The organism is Rhizobium sp. PEPV16 (assembly GCF_008919455.1).
Taxonomy (GTDB): Bacteria; Pseudomonadota; Alphaproteobacteria; order Rhizobiales; family Rhizobiaceae; genus Rhizobium; species Rhizobium leguminosarum_Q.
Map to the genome: position 1 here is coordinate 140,352 of NZ_VSZV01000355.1, position 16,237 is coordinate 156,588.

Annotated in this window: 14 protein-coding genes; 6 read left to right on the top strand and 8 right to left on the bottom strand. The window is 61.5% G+C overall.

The window, feature by feature from the left end:
* Positions 1 to 132 precede the first annotated feature (132 nt).
* Genes FY112_RS34310 through FY112_RS34325 form a run of 4 tightly spaced genes read left to right on the top strand, consistent with a single transcriptional unit; the run spans position 133 to position 4,624 of the window.
* Positions 133 to 1,281 (top strand): Gfo/Idh/MocA family oxidoreductase, encoded by a 1,149-nt coding sequence (locus tag FY112_RS34310; RefSeq protein WP_151520344.1) that lies wholly within the window; start codon positions 133 to 135, stop codon positions 1,279 to 1,281.
* 3 nt (positions 1,282 to 1,284) lie between these two features.
* On the top strand, positions 1,285 to 2,448 hold the full coding sequence (locus FY112_RS34315) for a dihydrodipicolinate synthase family protein (RefSeq protein WP_131620973.1): 1,164 nt from the start codon (positions 1,285 to 1,287) through the stop codon (positions 2,446 to 2,448).
* 26 nt (positions 2,449 to 2,474) lie between these two features.
* The gene (locus tag FY112_RS34320; RefSeq protein ID WP_131620971.1) at positions 2,475 to 3,305 is read left to right on the top strand and encodes a sugar phosphate isomerase/epimerase family protein; all 831 of its coding nucleotides are present in this window, start codon (positions 2,475 to 2,477) and stop codon (positions 3,303 to 3,305) included.
* Positions 3,306 to 3,346: 41 nt separating this feature from the next.
* Positions 3,347 to 4,624: a Gfo/Idh/MocA family oxidoreductase gene (locus FY112_RS34325; protein WP_151520345.1), complete on the top strand. Its 1,278-nt coding sequence runs from the start codon at positions 3,347 to 3,349 to the stop codon at positions 4,622 to 4,624.
* Positions 4,625 to 4,713: 89 nt separating this feature from the next.
* On the opposite strand, the gene FY112_RS34330 is transcribed toward FY112_RS34325, so the two are convergent.
* The 3 genes from FY112_RS34330 to FY112_RS34340 are packed head-to-tail and all read right to left on the bottom strand — an operon-like array spanning position 4,714 to position 8,620.
* Positions 4,714 to 5,724: a hydroxyacid dehydrogenase gene (locus tag FY112_RS34330; RefSeq protein WP_131629965.1), complete on the bottom strand. Its 1,011-nt coding sequence runs from the start codon at positions 5,722 to 5,724 to the stop codon at positions 4,714 to 4,716.
* Entirely contained in the window at positions 5,721 to 7,577 is a 1,857-nt protein-coding gene (locus FY112_RS34335) for a DUF2264 domain-containing protein (RefSeq protein WP_131707657.1), read from the bottom strand. The genes FY112_RS34330 and FY112_RS34335 overlap by 4 nt, the downstream gene beginning before the upstream one ends.
* Before the next feature lie 8 nt (positions 7,578 to 7,585).
* Positions 7,586 to 8,620, bottom strand: coding sequence for a LacI family DNA-binding transcriptional regulator (locus FY112_RS34340; RefSeq protein WP_151520346.1), 1,035 nt, complete (start codon positions 8,618 to 8,620; stop codon positions 7,586 to 7,588).
* Positions 8,621 to 8,767: 147 nt separating this feature from the next.
* Between FY112_RS34340 and FY112_RS34345 the strand changes: the two genes are divergently transcribed.
* Positions 8,768 to 10,054 carry an ABC transporter substrate-binding protein gene (locus tag FY112_RS34345; RefSeq protein ID WP_151520347.1) on the top strand — a complete coding sequence of 429 codons (1,287 nt, stop codon included), beginning with the start codon at positions 8,768 to 8,770 and terminating at the stop codon, positions 10,052 to 10,054.
* Positions 10,055 to 10,116: 62 nt separating this feature from the next.
* Here the strand turns inward: FY112_RS34345 and FY112_RS34350 are convergent, their stop codons facing one another.
* From FY112_RS34350 to FY112_RS34370, 5 genes are read right to left on the bottom strand one after another with little or no spacing between them, the layout of a single operon-like run.
* Positions 10,117 to 11,085, bottom strand: a complete 969-nt coding sequence (locus FY112_RS34350; RefSeq protein ID WP_151520348.1) for a glycosyl hydrolase — start codon at positions 11,083 to 11,085, stop codon at positions 10,117 to 10,119.
* 3 nt (positions 11,086 to 11,088) lie between these two features.
* Entirely contained in the window at positions 11,089 to 11,610 is a 522-nt protein-coding gene (locus FY112_RS34355) for a DUF995 domain-containing protein (RefSeq protein ID WP_151520349.1), read from the bottom strand.
* A gap of 38 nt (positions 11,611 to 11,648) precedes the next feature.
* Positions 11,649 to 13,514, bottom strand: a complete 1,866-nt coding sequence (locus FY112_RS34360) for a glycosyltransferase family 2 protein (protein WP_151520350.1) — start codon at positions 13,512 to 13,514, stop codon at positions 11,649 to 11,651.
* On the bottom strand, positions 13,511 to 14,494 hold the full coding sequence (gene galE / locus FY112_RS34365) for a UDP-glucose 4-epimerase GalE (protein WP_017962685.1): 984 nt from the start codon (positions 14,492 to 14,494) through the stop codon (positions 13,511 to 13,513). Before galE ends, FY112_RS34360 begins: the two co-directional genes overlap by 4 nt.
* 1 nt (position 14,495) lies before the next feature.
* On the bottom strand, positions 14,496 to 15,518 hold the full coding sequence (locus FY112_RS34370) for a UDP-glucuronic acid decarboxylase family protein (RefSeq protein WP_151520351.1): 1,023 nt from the start codon (positions 15,516 to 15,518) through the stop codon (positions 14,496 to 14,498).
* A 385-nt stretch (positions 15,519 to 15,903) separates the two neighbouring features.
* Here FY112_RS34370 and FY112_RS34375 point away from each other — a divergent pair, with 385 nt between their 5' ends.
* Entirely contained in the window at positions 15,904 to 16,224 is a 321-nt protein-coding gene (locus FY112_RS34375) for a hypothetical protein (RefSeq protein WP_026158950.1), read from the top strand.
* Positions 16,225 to 16,237: the final 13 nt, after the last annotated feature.

Here is a 16,237-nt window from a genome sequence, read left to right on the forward strand (position 1 = left end):
GATCTCTAAAATCGGATTTGACTATTGACAGCCGCGCCGCTCTTCTGCCATCAAGTAACTGTTTAGTTACCGGCTTGGGAGGGCCGGGCCAGGACGCCCGCTCCCGCCGCAAAAATCTGCTGGGAGGAAAAAATGGCACGCTTGGGGATCATCTTGCACGGCGTCACCGGCCGCATGGGTTACAATCAACACCTGGTGCGCTCGATTCTCGCCTTCCGCGACCAGGGCGGCATTACGCTGAAATCGGGTGAGAAACTCGAGATCGACCCGATCATCGTCGGCCGTAACGGCGCCAAGATGGAAGAGCTGGCGAAGAAGCACAACATCAAGCGCTGGTCGACCGATCTCGATGCCGCGCTCGCCAATCCCGACGACACGATCTTCTTCGACGCCGGCACGACGCTGATGCGCGCCGAACTTCTGTCCAAGGCGCTCGATGCCGGCAAGCACGTCTATTGCGAAAAGCCGATCTCCGACGATCTGCAGGTGGCACTCGACCTTGCCCGCAAGGCGCGCGCCTCCGGCCTCAAACATGGCGTCGTGCAGGACAAACTCTTCCTGCCCGGCCTGCGCAAGCTGGCGCTGCTCAGGGATTCGGGCTTCTTCGGCAAGATCCTCTCGGTGCGCGGCGAATTCGGCTACTGGGTTTTCGAAGGCGATTGGGGCGTACCCGCCCAGCGGCCGTCCTGGAACTACCGCAAGGGCGACGGCGGCGGCATCATCCTCGACATGCTCTGCCACTGGCGCTACGTGCTCGACAATCTGTTCGGCGAAGTCAAAGCCGTATCCTGCCTCGGTGCTACGCATATTCCGCGCCGCATCGACGAGCAGGGCAATCCCTATGACTGCGACACCGACGATGCGGCCTACGCGACCTTCGAGCTCGAAGGCGGCGCGATTGCGCAGATCAATTCCTCCTGGGCAGTCCGCGTTCGCCGCGACGACCTCGTCACCTTCCAGGTCGACGGCACACATGGTTCGGCCGTCGCCGGCCTGACGAAATGCTGGAGCCAGCACCGCGTCAACACGCCGAAGCCGGTGTGGAACCCAGACCAGCCGCAGACGATCGACTTCTACAAGACCTGGGACGAGGTTCCCGATACGCAGGCCTTCGACAACGGCTTCAAAGCGCAGTGGGAAATGTTCATCCGCCATGTCGTCGAAGATGCGCCGTGGCCCTATGGCCTGGAAGCCGGCGCCAAGGGTGTGCAGCTTGCCGAACTCGGGCTGAAATCCTGGGCCGAGCGTCGCTGGCTCGACGTTCCCGCACTGGAGTTCTGAGCCGTGACGACGATCAATCTCCCTCTTGACGGCAAGATCGCCCCCTACACGCTGATCGGCACGCCGATCGAACTGAAGAACCGCGAGGCTAAAAGCTTCCCGCGCATCGCCTTTGCCGCCGCCCATGTCGTCGCCGACCCGCTCGCCGACAACGATCCGTGGCTGACGCCGGCGATCGACTGGGAGCGCACGCTGGCCTTCCGCCACCGGCTCTGGGATCTCGGCCTCGGCGTTGCCGAAGCGATGGATACGGCGCAGCGCGGCATGGGGCTCGGCTGGCCGGAAGCGCGCGACCTCATCCGCCGGGCGCTCAGTGAGGCTGCCGGCCGCAAGGACGCGCTGATCGCCTGCGGCGCCGGCACGGACCACCTGACGCCGGGACCCGACGTCACCGTCGACACGATCCTGAGGGCCTATGAGGAGCAGATCGAAACCGTGGAGGCGGCCGGCGGCCGCATCATCCTGATGGCCAGCCGGGCGCTTGCCGCGGCCGCCAAAGGGCCGGACGACTATATCCGCGTCTATGACCGGATCCTTCGCCAGGTCAAGGAACCCGTCATCATCCATTGGCTCGGCGAAATGTTCGACCCGGCGCTCGAGGGTTATTGGGGTAACGGTGATCATATCCAAGCCATGTCCACCTGCCTCGAGGTGATCGAGGCCCATGCCGAAAAGGTCGACGGCATCAAGATCTCGCTGCTCTCCAAGGAGAAGGAAGTGGCGATGCGCCGCCGGCTGCCGAAAGGCGTGCGCATGTATACCGGCGACGATTTCAACTATGCCGAACTGATCGCCGGCGACGAAGAGGGCCATTCCGACGCACTGCTCGGCATTTTCGACGCCATCGCTCCGGCTGCCTCGGCAGCCCTCGAAGCGCTCGGCCGCAAGAGCAACCATGAATTCTTCGACCTGCTGGAACCGACCGTGCCGCTGTCGCGCCACATCTTCAAGGCGCCGACCCGCTTCTACAAGACCGGCGTCGTCTTCCTCGCTTATCTCAACGGCCTGCAGGATCATTTCGTGATGGTCGGCGGCCAGCAGAGCACCCGCTCGCTGACGCATCTGTCCGAACTCTTCCGCCTGGCCGACAAGGCCCGGGTCCTGGCCGATCCCGAGCTTGCCGCAAGCCGCATGCGCCAGGTGCTCGCCGTCCACGGCGTGAACTGAAGCACGCAGAATGGGAGAAGAATGACATGCAGGTCGAAGGACTTTCGATCAATCTGGCGACGATCCGCGAGCAATGCGGCTTTGCCGAGGCCGTCGATATCTGCCTGAAACACGGCATCACCGCGATCGCCCCCTGGCGCGACCAGGTCGCCAAGGTCGGTCTCGACGAGGCGGTGCGTATCGTCAAGTCGAACGGCATCAAGCTGACCGGCCTTTGCCGCGGCGGCTTCTTCCCGGCGGCGAACGATGCCGACTGGCAGAAAAACCTCGACGACAATAGGCGGGCCATCGACGAGGCGGCAGCATTTTCAGCCGATTGCCTCGTGCTCGTCGTCGGCGGTCTGCCTGATAGTTCGAAGGACATCGTCGCCGCGCGCCGAATGGTGTTCGACGGCATTGCCGCCGTTTTGCCGCATGCGCAGGCTGCCGGCGTGAAGCTCGCCATCGAACCGCTGCATCCAATGTATGCCGCCGACCGTGCCTGCGTGAACACGCTCGGTCAGGCGCTCGACATGTGCGAACGGCTCGGCGAGGATGTCGGCGTTGCGGTCGATGTCTACCATGTCTGGTGGGATCCCGATCTTGCCAACCAGATCGCCCGCGCCGGCCGCATGAAACGCATCTTTGCCCATCACATCTGCGACTGGCTGGTGCCGACAAAGGACATGCTGCTCGACCGCGGCATGATGGGCGATGGTGTGATCGACCTCAAAGGCATAAGACGGATGGTGGAGGCCGCCGGTTTCTTCGGCGCCCAGGAGGTGGAGATCTTTTCGGCCGAAAACTGGTGGAAACGCCCGGCCGAGGAAGTGATCGCCACCTGCGTCGAGCGCTTCAAGAGCTGCTGCCAGGCCTGATTTCAGTATTTGTTTCATCACGCATGCAGGAGGATCATTCGATGGAGAAACGCCGTTTTGCCCTGATCGGTACGGGAAACCGCGGCACCACCATGTGGGGCAAGGATCTGCTTGCCGGCTGGCGCGAACATGTCGACCTGACCGCGATCGTCGAGAAGAATTCGCTGCGCGGCGAGCGCGCCCGCAACATGATCGGCAGCAATGCGCCGCTCTACGAAAACATCGATTCGATGCTTGCTGAGCAGAAGCCGGATCTCGTCATCGTCTGTACGCCCGACCATACGCATGACGATATCGTCGTGCGGGCGCTGGAGTCCGGCATCGATGTCATTACCGAAAAGCCAATGACGACCTCGGTCGAAAAGATTCGCCGGATACTGGATGCCGAAAAGCGCACTGGTCGCCGGGTCGATGTGTCCTTCAACTATCGCTATGCGCCGACGGCTGCGAAGATCAAGGAATTGCTGAATGCCGGCGAGATCGGCCGGGTCACCTCAGTCGATTTTCATTGGTATCTGAACACCAAGCACGGTGCCGATTACTTCCGCCGCTGGCATGCCTATACGGAAAACTCCGGCAGCCTGTTCGTCCACAAGGCGACGCATCATTTCGACCTCCTGAACTGGTATCTCGACAGCGATCCCGAGGCCGTCACCTCCTTCGCCGACCTGCAGAATTACGGCCGCAAGGGCCCGTTCCGCGGCCCACGCTGCAAGCTCTGTCCGCACGCGCATGAATGCGACTACTATCTCGATCTCGAGGCCGATCCCTTCCTCGATTCACTCTACGAGGATCCCTCGAAGATCGACGGCTACTTCCGAGACGGCTGCGTCTTCCGCGAGGATATCGACATTCCCGATACGATGGTGGTGTCGCTTCGTTACCGCAACAACGTCCATGTCTCCTATTCGCTGAACACCTTCCAGCCGATCGAAGGCCATCACCTTGCCTTCAACGGCACCAAAGGGCGGATCGAGCTTCGCCAGTATGAGGCCCAGCCCTGGGAAGAGCCGAAGCAGGACACGATCCTCCTCATCCGCAATTTCCCTGATGGTAAGGAGGCAGTGGAGCGCATCGTCGTTCCGCATTTCACCGGCGGCCATTACGGCGGCGACGACCGGATGCGCAACATGATCTTCAAGCCCGATATGGAAGACAGGCTCGCCCAGCGCGCCGGTACGCGGGCGGGCGCCATGTCGGTGCTCTGCGGTATTGCCGCGCTGGAGAGCTCGCGCACCGGCAAGGTGGTCGATATTGCCGATCTCATGCCTGAACTTGCCAATGACGGTTCGCCACATTCGTTGAGGACGTCGCGCTGATACCCTTCGCTAGAGCGTTGTTTTACGCAATTCCGGACGCAAAACCGCTGCGCACTTTTGCTGGAATTGGCTAACCCGCTTGACGCGCCTCAGGCGATGTTTTCGAGGTTTGCCTGGTGGATCTGGTAGAGTAGCGGCTTGCCGGTCACGAAGCGCTCTATCTCATCCACGGCCATCTCGCCGAGGCGCGCCCGTTCCAGCCCGATGGCGCCGGCAATATGCGGTGTCAGAAAGACGTTCGGTAGATCGTAGAAAGCAGAATCTGCCTCCGGGATTTCCGGATCGGTGACATCGAGGACCGCGTCGATGCGACCGGTCTTGAGCGCTGAAAGCAGGGCGGCCTCATCGATGAGAATGCCGCGCGCCGTGTTGATGAGCGTCGCGCCGTCCTTCATCAGCGACAGCCTTCGCGCATCGATCATATGCTGCGTCGACGGCAGCGACGGCGCATGCAGGGAAACGATATCCGATTGCCGCATCAATTCGTCGAGATCGACCTTTTCTGTTCCCAGGCTGGCGGCCTCGGCGGCATCAAGCGTCGGATCGGAGAGCAGCAGTCTATAGTCGAAGGGTTTTAAGAGCTCGATCACGCGCCGGCCGATGCGCGAAGCGCCGACGATGCCGACAGCGCGGCGGTAGTTTCCGATCGCTTCGCGCTGCATCAAATGTGTCCGGTTGCGGTTTCGGTCGGCAACGTAGAGATCGCGGAAACGGAAGACGCGCTTGCCGGCGAAGATGATTGCCGCCAACGTGAATTCGGCCACCGGCACGGCGTTGGCCTCGGCCGAATGGCTGACCGGGATACCGGCTTCGAAGATGGCGTCGTCGATGACGCCTTTCACCGTGCCGGCCGCATGAACGATGAACTTGAGATGCGGCGCCGCGGCGGGAATTTCGGGCCCGACATAAGGCCCGCCCCAGCCGGTGATCAGGATTTCCGCCTCGGCCAGCAGACGTTTCGCACGCTCGTCGTCGAAGCGCTGCAGCGGCTTGGAATCCAGCAGGCGACCGATGCCGCTCAGCCGGCGCAGGACCTCATCCGACAGGACATGCTGCGTGCGCGACGGTTGCATGGCAAGGACAATAGCCGGCTGGCTCATGGCATTTGTCCGGGCGCTTCGATGGCGCTGACTGTCACGCCCTTTTCCCTCACCAAGGCCTCCAGCGCTGCAATCTCAGGCGCTTTCGGCGGTCTCGTCCAGGCAGACGAGCGGGCGGCGGGATCGTCAAGTGCCAGCACTGCCGTCACCAGGATGGTTTCACCGGCCGGAATCTGCCCGCGCAGCTGCGGCACCAGGGTTTTCGCGACGATCACATTGGTGTTGGGCATTGCCTTCTGGACGAGGCCCGAACGTTTGACCGAGGAGCCGAGATCGAGAATGCCGGTGAAATCGGCTTCGCCGACCGCATAGGCAACGCCAGCCGAAGCGGACAGCGTATCCAACTCGAAATCCCGGCGGCCGATGGCAAATCCGCCTTCGGCAATCCGCAGCGGCCGGCTTGTCCTGATCCTATGGAGGCGGATATGCCAGGGTGCGGCGGGCACGAGCCAGGTTTCGACGTCGACATCGGCAAAAGGCGACCATTTCGCAAACAGCACCTCGCCTGCGATCTTGGCTTCCTCGTTCGTTTCGCGCACGCGGTAGTGCAGGCCGTCATCGCTGAAGGCAAGTGCTGAATCGAAGGCGGCAAGCGCAAAGGCACGCTCATCGGCCTCGACGCTGAAGCCGTAGCGGGCGGAATAGGCGAACTTCGCATATTTTTCCGTGCCGCACCGCATCTGCAGGTTTTCCTGGCCGGAAGACAGCGCCACGACATCGCCGCCCGCCCGCATGATCACCATGCCGGGATGACGCTGGGAGACGATGTCAGGTGCTTGCTCCGGCACTTTCTCCTTCGCCGTCCAGAATGGGTGATCCTCAGCGATCGCCAGCGGCAGGAAGGCCTTGAAGGCCCAGTAGGGTGAGCCGGCGGAATTGTAACTCTCCGACATCAGCAGGTTCGGATAGCCGAAACCGATCGACAGCACGCCGTCGCGATCGGTAATCGGCTTGTCCTTCCACCAGCGCAGATGCTGCAGGCAGAGATGCTTGACTTCGCCCCAGGGCAGAGCTTCGACATCGGCAAAGGCGAGCGCCGACCAGAAGCCGGCGCAGGCAAAGCGATAGGTCAGGCTGCGGCCGAAGGGGATCGTCGCCCCGTCAGCGGCAAACCAATGCCGGAAATCCCGGGCAAAGAGGACCGCGCGCTCGCGGTAGCGCTTTGCATAATCGTCGTCAACGAGCTTCGAATAGATCAGGCCATAGAAATGCATGGCGAAGGGAATGTAGTGGTCGATGCGGCGGACGTTTCCATCGCGATACCAGCCGTCGCCGATATAAAAACCTTCGAGCTCCTCGAGATATTGCCGCGTCAGGCTACGGTCGAAATCGGCGCCGAGACGATCGAGCGCGATATCGACGAAGATCCGGAAGAATTTCCAATTGTTGTCGGCATAGTCGAACTGCCTGACATGTTTGAAATAGGCGACGACATTGCCGCGGGCGCGCGCATCGAGCGGCTCCCAGATCTTTTCCGGCACCAGCGCCAGGGCAAAACCGAGAGCGGCAAGCTCGACCATCCGCTGATCGCGGCCATTGACCGTTCCCCAATATTCCGGATGGGCGGGATCAGTGCCGTTTGCGAGGCCTTCGGCAAAACGATGCCAGTGGGCGAAGTCGCCGTTGCCGGCGCCAAACGGCGCCAATCCCCAAAGAGGGCGGGCGAACCCTTCGAGATCGGCCGCCGCCCGGTCGAAATGGGCGCCGCCGCCATTGAGCGTGACGCGGGCATTGCCGTTCGAGAAACAGGGAAGCAGCGGATCGAAGAGCGCCAGCAGGGCGCGGCTCATATCGGCGCGGGTTTCCAGCGGATTGCCGGCAAGCGGGTTGGCGCTGGCGGGATCATAGGTCATCGCATCTCTCACGGGTTTTCGGCATTCAGATTCGGAACAGTTCCACCCTGAACGGGAACGACCGCCTGGCAAATGTGGCGGGCCGGTGCCGTCCTGTTGCGGAAACGGGCAAGCATCAGCGACACGGCCTCACGCCCGAGAGCGGCGCGATCGACGCGCATGGTGGACAGCCGTGGATTGGTCATCAGCGCGCAGGGCAGATCGTCGAAGCCGACGATCGCGAAATCCTCCGGCACGCGCAGGCCGGCCTCGGTCACAGCCTCGAGCACGCCGACGGCGATGAAATCATTCATGCAGAAGGCGGCGGTAAAACCGGCATTCTCGGCAAGTGCTGCGGCGGTGCGTTCATGCGCCTCACGGATGGGGCTGCCCTGGAGGGTCAGGGACACGAAACAGCCCTCGGCACCGGGGACGGCGGCGATCGCCGCCTCGAAACCGCGCACGCGCTCCCGGATCGTATGGCGGTGGGAGCCGCTCAGATGCAGGATGCGGCGATGGCCGGCCTTTATCAGCCGGTTGGTCGCCTCATAGGCGCCAAAGAAATTAGCCGGCGAAACGCCATCGAACTGCATGCGTGGGTCGGTGCCGTTGACGAGAACGGTTGGCGTCGTGCTGGCTTGCAGCCAGTCACGCAACATGTCGTTCGGATCGATTCCGACGAGAAAGAGACCTTCAGCGCCCGCGGTCTGCATATAGTCGCGCACAGCATCCGGCGCGGTTCGATCCTCGCGGACCAGCCGGACTTCGAAGGGCATGCCCGCTTCGGCAGCGCCAGCGCGCAAGCCGTCGACGATCGCTTCATAAAAGACGCTGAGAGTGCCGGTGACGCCGTCGCTGGCAATCAGCGCCAGTCCCCCCGCAACGGCTTCGGAAGCAGGCTTGACGGGATAGCCGTTCTCGGCTGCCACCTTCAATATCTGCCGGCGCACGCTTTCGCTGATACCAGGTTCGTTGGCGAGCACGCGTGACACAGTGGAGACCGAGACGCCGGCCAATGTGGCTATATCGGCCTGACGCGGCCGTCTGATTTTTTGGTCGTTCATGGGGCAAACATTATGCAAATAATGCAAATTTGCAAGAAAATGATTGGTTCTTGCAATAAAAATTTTTTTGCGTACTCTATTTGCTGAAATGCCCTGACAACGCCATTGGAGGATGGCAGCGGGCATATTGGAACAAGGAGGACTATCATGCAGGTCAATCGCCGTTCATTCCTGATGGGTTCAGCCGGTGCGGCCGCCGGCCTCGCCTTCGGCGCCGGAAGCGCCATTCCGGCCCTTGCCGAAGACGCACAGCTGCGCGCCATGTGGTGGGGGTCCAACGACCGCGCCAAGCGTACGCTCGAGGTTGCCAAGCTCTATCAGTCGAAATCGCCTGGCGTCACTGTCGTCGGTGAATCGCTTTCGGGCGACGGCTACTGGACAAAGCTCGCAACGCAGATGGCCGGCCGCTCGATCGCCGACATCTTCCAGCTCGAGCCGGGAACAATCTCGGACTATTCGAAGCGCGGCGCCTGCCTGGCACTCGATGAATTCGTCCCCTCCGCGCTGGACGTCCAGTCCTTCGGCGCCGACATGCTGAAACTGACCACCATCGACGGCAAGCTCTATGGTGTCGGCCTCGGCCTCAACTCCTTCTCGATGTTCTTCGACACAGTCGAATTCGAAAAGGCGGGCATCCCTCTGCCGACCCCCGACCTCACCTGGGATGAGTATGCCAAGCTCGCCGTAGAACTCTCCAAGTCCTCCGGCAAGAGCGGCGGCCCCTATGCGGCACGCTACGCCTATGTGTTCGATGCCTGGCTGCGCCAACGTGGCAAGAGTCTCTTTGCGAGGGAAAGCGTTGGGCTCGGCTTCACGGCCGACGATGCCAGGGAATGGTTCGACTACTGGGAGAAGCTGCGCAAGGCGGGCGGCACCGTCGCCGCCGACGTCCAGACGCTCGATCAGAACACCATCGACACCAATGCGCTTGGTCTCGGCAAATCGGTGATCGGCATGGCCTATTCAAACCAGATGATCGGCTATCAGCTGATCATCAAGAACAAGCTCGGCATCACCATGCTGCCGCGTGAAAAGAAGGGCGGTCCATCCGGCCATTATTACCGTCCGGCACTGATCTGGAGTGTGGGGGCGACGACCAAACAGGGCGAAGCTGCCGCGAAGTTCATCAGCTTCTTCGTTAACGATCCCGAAGCCGGCAAGATTCTCGGCGTGGAACGCGGCGTGCCAATGTCGCCTACCGTGCGCGAAGCCATCCTGCCGCAGCTCAACCCGACGGAGCAGGAGACGGTCAAATACGTGAACATGCTCAAGGATCAGGTCGGCGAATATCCGCCGCCGGTGCCAATGGGCGCAACCCAGTTCGACCAGCGTGTGCTGCGCCCGATCTGTGACGAACTCGCCTTCGAACGGGTCTCGCCCGCCGATGCGGCAACCCGGCTCATCGAAGAGGGTAAGGCAACGATCAAGGGATGATCGGTCGCCGGACGTGAGAGGAGAGGCCCGCAACACCCCGGCGGGCCTCTCTTTTCAGAATGTCAGTTGCCTAGGCTTTCGACCACGCGCCAGTCCGGCCGGCCGAGATCGAAGGGCCAGGCATGCACATCCCGGTCGTTGAAATAGACCACTTCCTGCAGTTTCGGGAAGGCGCTCTGCTTCAACGTAACCGTTTCGATCCACGGCTTCATATAGGCGTCGCCGCCTTCATAGCCGAGCTCCGCCACCCAGATGGGTTTTCCGTAGCCGGCAACGAGATCATATCCCTGCTTCAGCGCTTCAGGGAAGGTCCGGTGCTCATTATAGGCAAGCTCGTCGTAGCGCTGCAGGCCGAAGACCGAGAGCCCGACGAGGTCGACGTAATCGTCGCCGGGATAATAGGCCTCGAGGCCAGGCTCTCCCTTCGGCGACCACATGAGCTCGGTGCCGGGCGCCTCCAGGCGGACGATGTCCATCATCCGCCTGTAGGCCGTGATATAGTCCTGCGGGTTCCAGCCGGACCATGAAAACCGCCCTGACTTGTCCTCCATCTCCTGCCCCCAGCGGACGATCACCGGGCTTTTCAGCGCCGATATCATCTGCGCGATCGCACGCATATTGACATCATAATCGCCGCGCAGAACCTTTGCGCGAAGCTCTGCGGAGGTCAGCCGCCAATCGACATCCCAGGACCATGGCTCCACGGTGATCAGCAGGTTGCGGCCTCTAGCCTGCGCATAGGCATCGGCGACGCGCAACGTCTCGAGGTCGACGTCCTCCCACGGCAGGAACAGGGCTTCGGTCGCGACATTTGCCTGGGCGCCGAAATCGCCGTGCGGATCGTAGGCCCCGAACTTGATGCCCTCGGCATGAAGGACGGGGCGCTTGTCGATGATCGTCCGCACGGCCGCCGCCGGGTTCGGAGCAATGCCGGCATATTGCACTTCGCTTCGGCCCGGCAGATCCGCGACACACAGTAGCAGCAGCGCTATTGCGGCGGTCGAGAGGTTTTTTTTCATCAGCTTCTTCATGGCTCACCCTCCTTTTCGGGCTACTTCCTGGCTCAGCAGGATCTGCTTCAGTTCGCTTGCCTTCGCGCTCACGGTATCCGTGGGAACAAGCTTCTGGAACTCATCACCCTGACGCACCGATGCGTGGCGGAAGACGTACCATTCGCCGTTCGGCTGGCGCCGCTGATAGATCGTATTGCCGATCTTGCGATGCCCGAAACAGGTGCTGGCGCGGGCCGCACCCTCGGCATTCGTCCAGGTGGCGCGCATGCAGAGCTGACCGAGATCGTCGACCACCCATCTGCCTTCGGCAAAGGACGGCTTCCCCTTGTCGTCGCTCCAGGCGACGAACCGCCGGCCCTCATCGAAGAAACGGCCGCCGCCGGTGGTCCAGGTCCAGGTCTTGTCGCCGTAGATCCGATAGAGCTCATAGGCGCTGAGCGGCGTCGGCGCCTTCGTTTTGGCAACCTCGGCGCCGTACGCTACCACCGGCAGGCACAGGCTGAGAGCAAGCGCTGCTCCCCATAGTCTCGATCCGATACTCATTACATCCTCCATACTCGACACTTGCCGGTTCCGCCGGCTCACGCACCCTGTTCGTCTCGGCCGGTTCTGCCGAAACCATTCCATCTCAGGTGGAATTTCACGATCCTGGTCTTGCCGCCGCCGAGGCCGGCGCCGGCCACGGCGAATTGCGTTTCGGTGAAACTGACAAACGTCTGGCCGTGCGAAAGAGCTTCGAGGCCGCGCAGGCCGTGGCTCCCCGCCTGCGTGCCGCCGGCGACGAAAATCGCAAGCCCGGTGGCTGTCGCAAGCCACAGCCCGCGCGATTGCGGCAGCAGCGGCAGATCGTTTTCGACCGCATGGCGAACGACGATCAGCACCGTCAGCGACAGGTAAACCGAGAGGTTCGTCATGGCGAAAACATAAAAACCCTGGGCGGCCGCGACATCGGTCGCAAGCATCATTGCGACGGCGGAAAGGCCGGCGAGCCCGATATAAGGCGCGATGACGCGCAGCGGCAAAGACCGCTGCTGCTGCCTTCCCTTCGGCGTGATACGGAAATCGACGAAGGAGCCGCAGATATAGTCGCGGACAGCGGCAAGGCTGCCGGCCAGCGACCACGGCCAACGCAGAAAGATGAAGGCAAGCCCTTCCCAGCCGAGCAATTTCGCATCGTGCGGCCTGAAGGTTGCCGTTGCCCGCCAGAAGAAGGCAAACAGCGTCAGCACGATCGACATCGGCACGAAATGCAGCAGGAAATCCGGATAGGTGACATTGACGAAGACACGGCCCGTCAGCAGCGCGGCAACCGGCAGCAGGAACATCATGCCCATGAAGGCCGAAAAGAGCGGGTACCAGAGCTGCGAGAACACGAACTGGAACCTCAGCCGCCAGGGCAGGTGCATGATGTGGCGGCGGGAATGTTGCAACAGAATGGTGACCAGGCTGCGCGACCACTGGAATTCCTGGACGACGAGGTCGGTGAAATTCGCCGGTCCGTCGCCATGCGCCATCGCATCGACGGCATGCACGCCACGCCAGCCGCCGGCATTCATCATCAGCGTCGTCGAATGGTCTTCCGCGAGTTCCGGGCCGAGGCCGCCGATCTGACGAAGGGCGGCGGTGCGGACCGCATAATGGGAGCCGATGCAAAGAGGCGCCCAGCCATTATTGTAACCCGTCTGCAGCGAACCGTGCAGGCTTGCCTCCGCATAGAGCCTGCCACGCGCCGCCCAGCTTGTCCCGGCATTGGCATCGCAAATGCTCGGAGCGGAGACATAGCCGATCTCAGGATCGGCGAAGGGGCGCAAAACTTCACGGAGGTAGGTCGGCGTCGGCACATGGTCGGCATCGAACTGGGCGACGAAATCGTAACGCGCATAGCCGAAATGGTCGTAGAAATAGGCGAGGTTGCCTTCCTTGCAACGCGTCCGGCGCGGCCAGGTGGTGCGATGATACTCCGCCACACCCTTTCGGGTGGAGATCAGCACGCCGTGCGCCGCACACCAGCGCCTGGTTTCCTCCGAAGGGTCCTCGTCGGCGAGCCAGACATCGAAATCGACGCCGACCTGGTCGAGCATCGCCTGTAGCGTGGTGCGGACAACGGCAAAGGGCTCGGACGGCGCCTTGGTGACGACCATAGCCACCCGCCCTTCCGGCAGCCGCGCGCTAGGGCTGACCGTCCTCGCATCGAGAAAGATCAGGATAAAATAGGCCGGCACAAGCGTGATCCAGGCAAGCACGAGGGTGATGAGCACGAAGGTGGCCCAGGAAATGATATGGGCGGACTGGCACCACCAGATCCAGAAATAGCCGAGTGCCGTCAGCCAGCAGAGGATGCCGAAGCCATAGGCGACACGGTTCCAGCCGGTGAAAACAAGATCGAATGCATCAGCGGCGGCGGCTTTGGCTGTCACGCCATGGCCGATCTGGGAAATGTCGCTCATGCCGTCACCTGCAGGCCGAAGGTGGGGCCGGCGGTGCGAATGATCGTATCGATGTCCGAGAGGACGGGGGCAAAGCCGAGTTCCGCCTGCGCCCTTGCAGTATCGGCAAAGAGGATCGGCGGGTCGCCGATGCGGCGCGCGCAATAACGGACGGGGACTTCGCAGCCGCTCGCGCGATGGATCGCCTGGAGAATCTCCCGCACCGAGGTGCCCCGACCGGAGCCGAGATTGACGCTGAGCGAGCCGCCGTCCGCCATCAGATGGTTGACGGCGGCGAGATGCGCCTGGGCGAGATCGCTGACATGAATATAGTCGCGAACGCAGGTTCCGTCCTCGGTCGCATAGTCTGCTCCGAAGATATCGAGCCGCTCCAGCCTGCCGGCGGCGGCGAGAAGGGCGCGCGGAATGAGGTGGGTCTCGGGTTGATGACGCTCGGCAAGCTCACCATCGGGATCGGCTCCGGCCGCGTTGAAATAACGCAACGCGGCATAGCGGATGCCATAGGCAGCCGCAAAATCCTCGAGCGCCATCTCGAAGATCAGCTTGGTGCGGCCATAGGGGTTAACCGGATGCTGCGGGCTTTCCTCGCGTATCGGCAACGAGGCGGGAACGCCATAGGTGGCGCAGCTGCTCGAAAAGACGATCCGGTCGATATCCTGATCGAGGCAGGCCTCGAGCAGGGTCAGACTGCCAACGACATTGTTGCGGTAATATTTCCTGGGCATGTCGACGGATTCGCCAACATAGGCATTGGCACCACAATGGATGACGCAATCGGGCGAAAACTCTGCAAGAGTCCGGCGCAAGGTAGCGGCGTCGGCAAGTTCCGCCCGAATGAGCGGACCCCAGCGGACACTGTCGGCATGTCCTGTCGAGAGATTATCGTAGCTGACAGGGATCATGCCGGCGCGCGACAGCGCTTTGCAGATATGACTGCCTATGAAACCGGCGCCGCCGGTAACGAGAATGTAGCGGGGCATCTCATACGACCTCCGCCTTCTCTGTGCCGGCCAGCAGTCCGTCGAAATAGTCAACGGTGCGAGCCAAGCCGGCTTCGAGCCCGATGCGGGGCTTCCAGCCAAGATCGGCCATGGCCCGGGAAATATCCGGCCGCCGCTGACGAGGGTCGTCGGCGACCGCAGGCAGGTGGACGATCCGGGAACGGGAGTTCGTCAGGTCTCGAATGATTTCCGCCAGACGCCGAACGGTCATTTCAGCTGGGTTGCCGAGGTTGATCGGACCGTTGCAAGCGCTGCCGGCAGCCGAAAAACGTAGGAAACCCTCGATGAGATCATCGACATAGCAGAAAGAACGGGTCTGCTGACCATCGCCATAGATCGTCAGGTCGGCATTGCGCAGGGCCTGAACGATAAAATTGGAAACCACCCGCCCGTCGTCCAGGCGCATGCGCGGTCCGTAGGTATTGAAGATGCGGCCGACCTTGATGTCGACACCGTAAGTCCTGTGGTAATCGAAGAACAGCGTTTCGGCGCTGCGCTTGCCTTCGTCGTAACAGCCGCGCGGTCCGATCGGGTTGACATTGCCGCAATAGGATTCGCGCTGCGGGCTCTGGGTCGGGTCGCCATAGACCTCCGACGTCGACGACTGGACGACGATCGCACCAGTCTTCCGCGCGCAATCAAGGGTATTGACGGCGCCAAGCACGTTGGTGAGCAGCGTTCCCACAGGATCCCGCTGAGAATCGGGCGGAGAGGCGGGGGAGGCGAAATTGAAGATGAGCGATGCTTCGATATCGAAGGGCTGCCTAACATCGTGCTCGACGATGCGGAAGCGGGTGTTCGATGCAAGATGAGCGACATTCGCACGGCGGCCGGTCGAAAAATTATCGAGGCATGTGACGCTGTGGCCGCGGTGCAGGAGTCTTTCGCAGAGATGCGAACCGAGGAAGCCGCCCCCGCCATTCACAAGGACGGTGCGTCGCCCTTGGAGCACCGGTATGCCTGATACTTTAGAATAGCCTTCGTTGGGAACGAAACTACGCATTACAAACTCCTTCCCAGGTATCTAGTCTTTTGTTTTATTTATGCACTGCATGCGTCCGTTATCCGCACTCGATATTCATAAAACTGAGCGTCAACTCATGAATAACTTTGTAGTTACTCTTCGGATAACCGAATTACTATTAAAATAATACAACGAACGCCGGTAAGGTCAACTTGAAAAAATCCAACTATCCAAAGTAATTACGAAAGTATACTTAAGGTAACAAATGATTAATCACTTTCAACGCAATACCACCAATACGCCTCTCATCCACCTCTCAAGCTTCACTCAATGCAGCTAATATACGAGGGAACGCAGCAGATTGGCCGAGCTCAACCTCACCGCCGGTCTTGCATCCGGAGGCGCCATATGCGAGGGATTTGGTATGTTGAAAAAACAAGACGCGACGCAGCTCAAAGGCTGGCGCCTCCGCTCGGCGATGTTCGTCTGGGGAACGGCGCTTCTGGCGATCGGAACGACGGCTTGCACGGTCGTTGACGACGATTTCGCGGTCGTCGCGAAAAAGAACATCGGCGGGATCGAAGCCCCGCGCGTCTCGAAGGCCTACGCCTATCCGGTAAACCGGGCCGAGCGGCCGGCTACGCCGACGCTCCGCACCGCAGCCTATCACGGCTCAGCGCCCTATATCTGCTCTCCAAGCGGCTTCGGACAAAAATCGCGCTGCTTTGCGCGGCCCTCAACCTGAAGCAAAAAGCGCT

Excerpts from the sequence above, each read along its gene's own strand:
- FY112_RS34375 (WP_026158950.1), top strand. The coding sequence starts at position 15,904 with ATGTTGAAAAAACAAGACGCGACGCAGCTCAAAGGCTGGCGCCTCCGC.
- FY112_RS34310 (WP_151520344.1), top strand. The coding sequence starts at position 133 with ATGGCACGCTTGGGGATCATCTTGCACGGCGTCACCGGCCGCATGGGT.
- FY112_RS34320 (WP_131620971.1), top strand. The coding sequence starts at position 2,475 with ATGCAGGTCGAAGGACTTTCGATCAATCTGGCGACGATCCGCGAGCAA.
- FY112_RS34340 (WP_151520346.1), bottom strand. The coding sequence starts at position 8,620 with ATGAACGACCAAAAAATCAGACGGCCGCGTCAGGCCGATATAGCCACA.
- galE (WP_017962685.1), bottom strand. The coding sequence starts at position 14,494 with ATGCCCCGCTACATTCTCGTTACCGGCGGCGCCGGTTTCATAGGCAGT.
- FY112_RS34350 (WP_151520348.1), bottom strand. The coding sequence starts at position 11,085 with ATGAAGAAGCTGATGAAAAAAAACCTCTCGACCGCCGCAATAGCGCTG.
- FY112_RS34330 (WP_131629965.1), bottom strand. The coding sequence starts at position 5,724 with ATGAGCCAGCCGGCTATTGTCCTTGCCATGCAACCGTCGCGCACGCAG.
- FY112_RS34345 (WP_151520347.1), top strand. The coding sequence starts at position 8,768 with ATGCAGGTCAATCGCCGTTCATTCCTGATGGGTTCAGCCGGTGCGGCC.
- FY112_RS34370 (WP_151520351.1), bottom strand. The coding sequence starts at position 15,518 with ATGCGTAGTTTCGTTCCCAACGAAGGCTATTCTAAAGTATCAGGCATA.
- FY112_RS34355 (WP_151520349.1), bottom strand. The coding sequence starts at position 11,610 with ATGAGTATCGGATCGAGACTATGGGGAGCAGCGCTTGCTCTCAGCCTG.
- FY112_RS34335 (WP_131707657.1), bottom strand. The coding sequence starts at position 7,577 with ATGACCTATGATCCCGCCAGCGCCAACCCGCTTGCCGGCAATCCGCTG.
- FY112_RS34360 (WP_151520350.1), bottom strand. The coding sequence starts at position 13,514 with ATGAGCGACATTTCCCAGATCGGCCATGGCGTGACAGCCAAAGCCGCC.
- FY112_RS34325 (WP_151520345.1), top strand. The coding sequence starts at position 3,347 with ATGGAGAAACGCCGTTTTGCCCTGATCGGTACGGGAAACCGCGGCACC.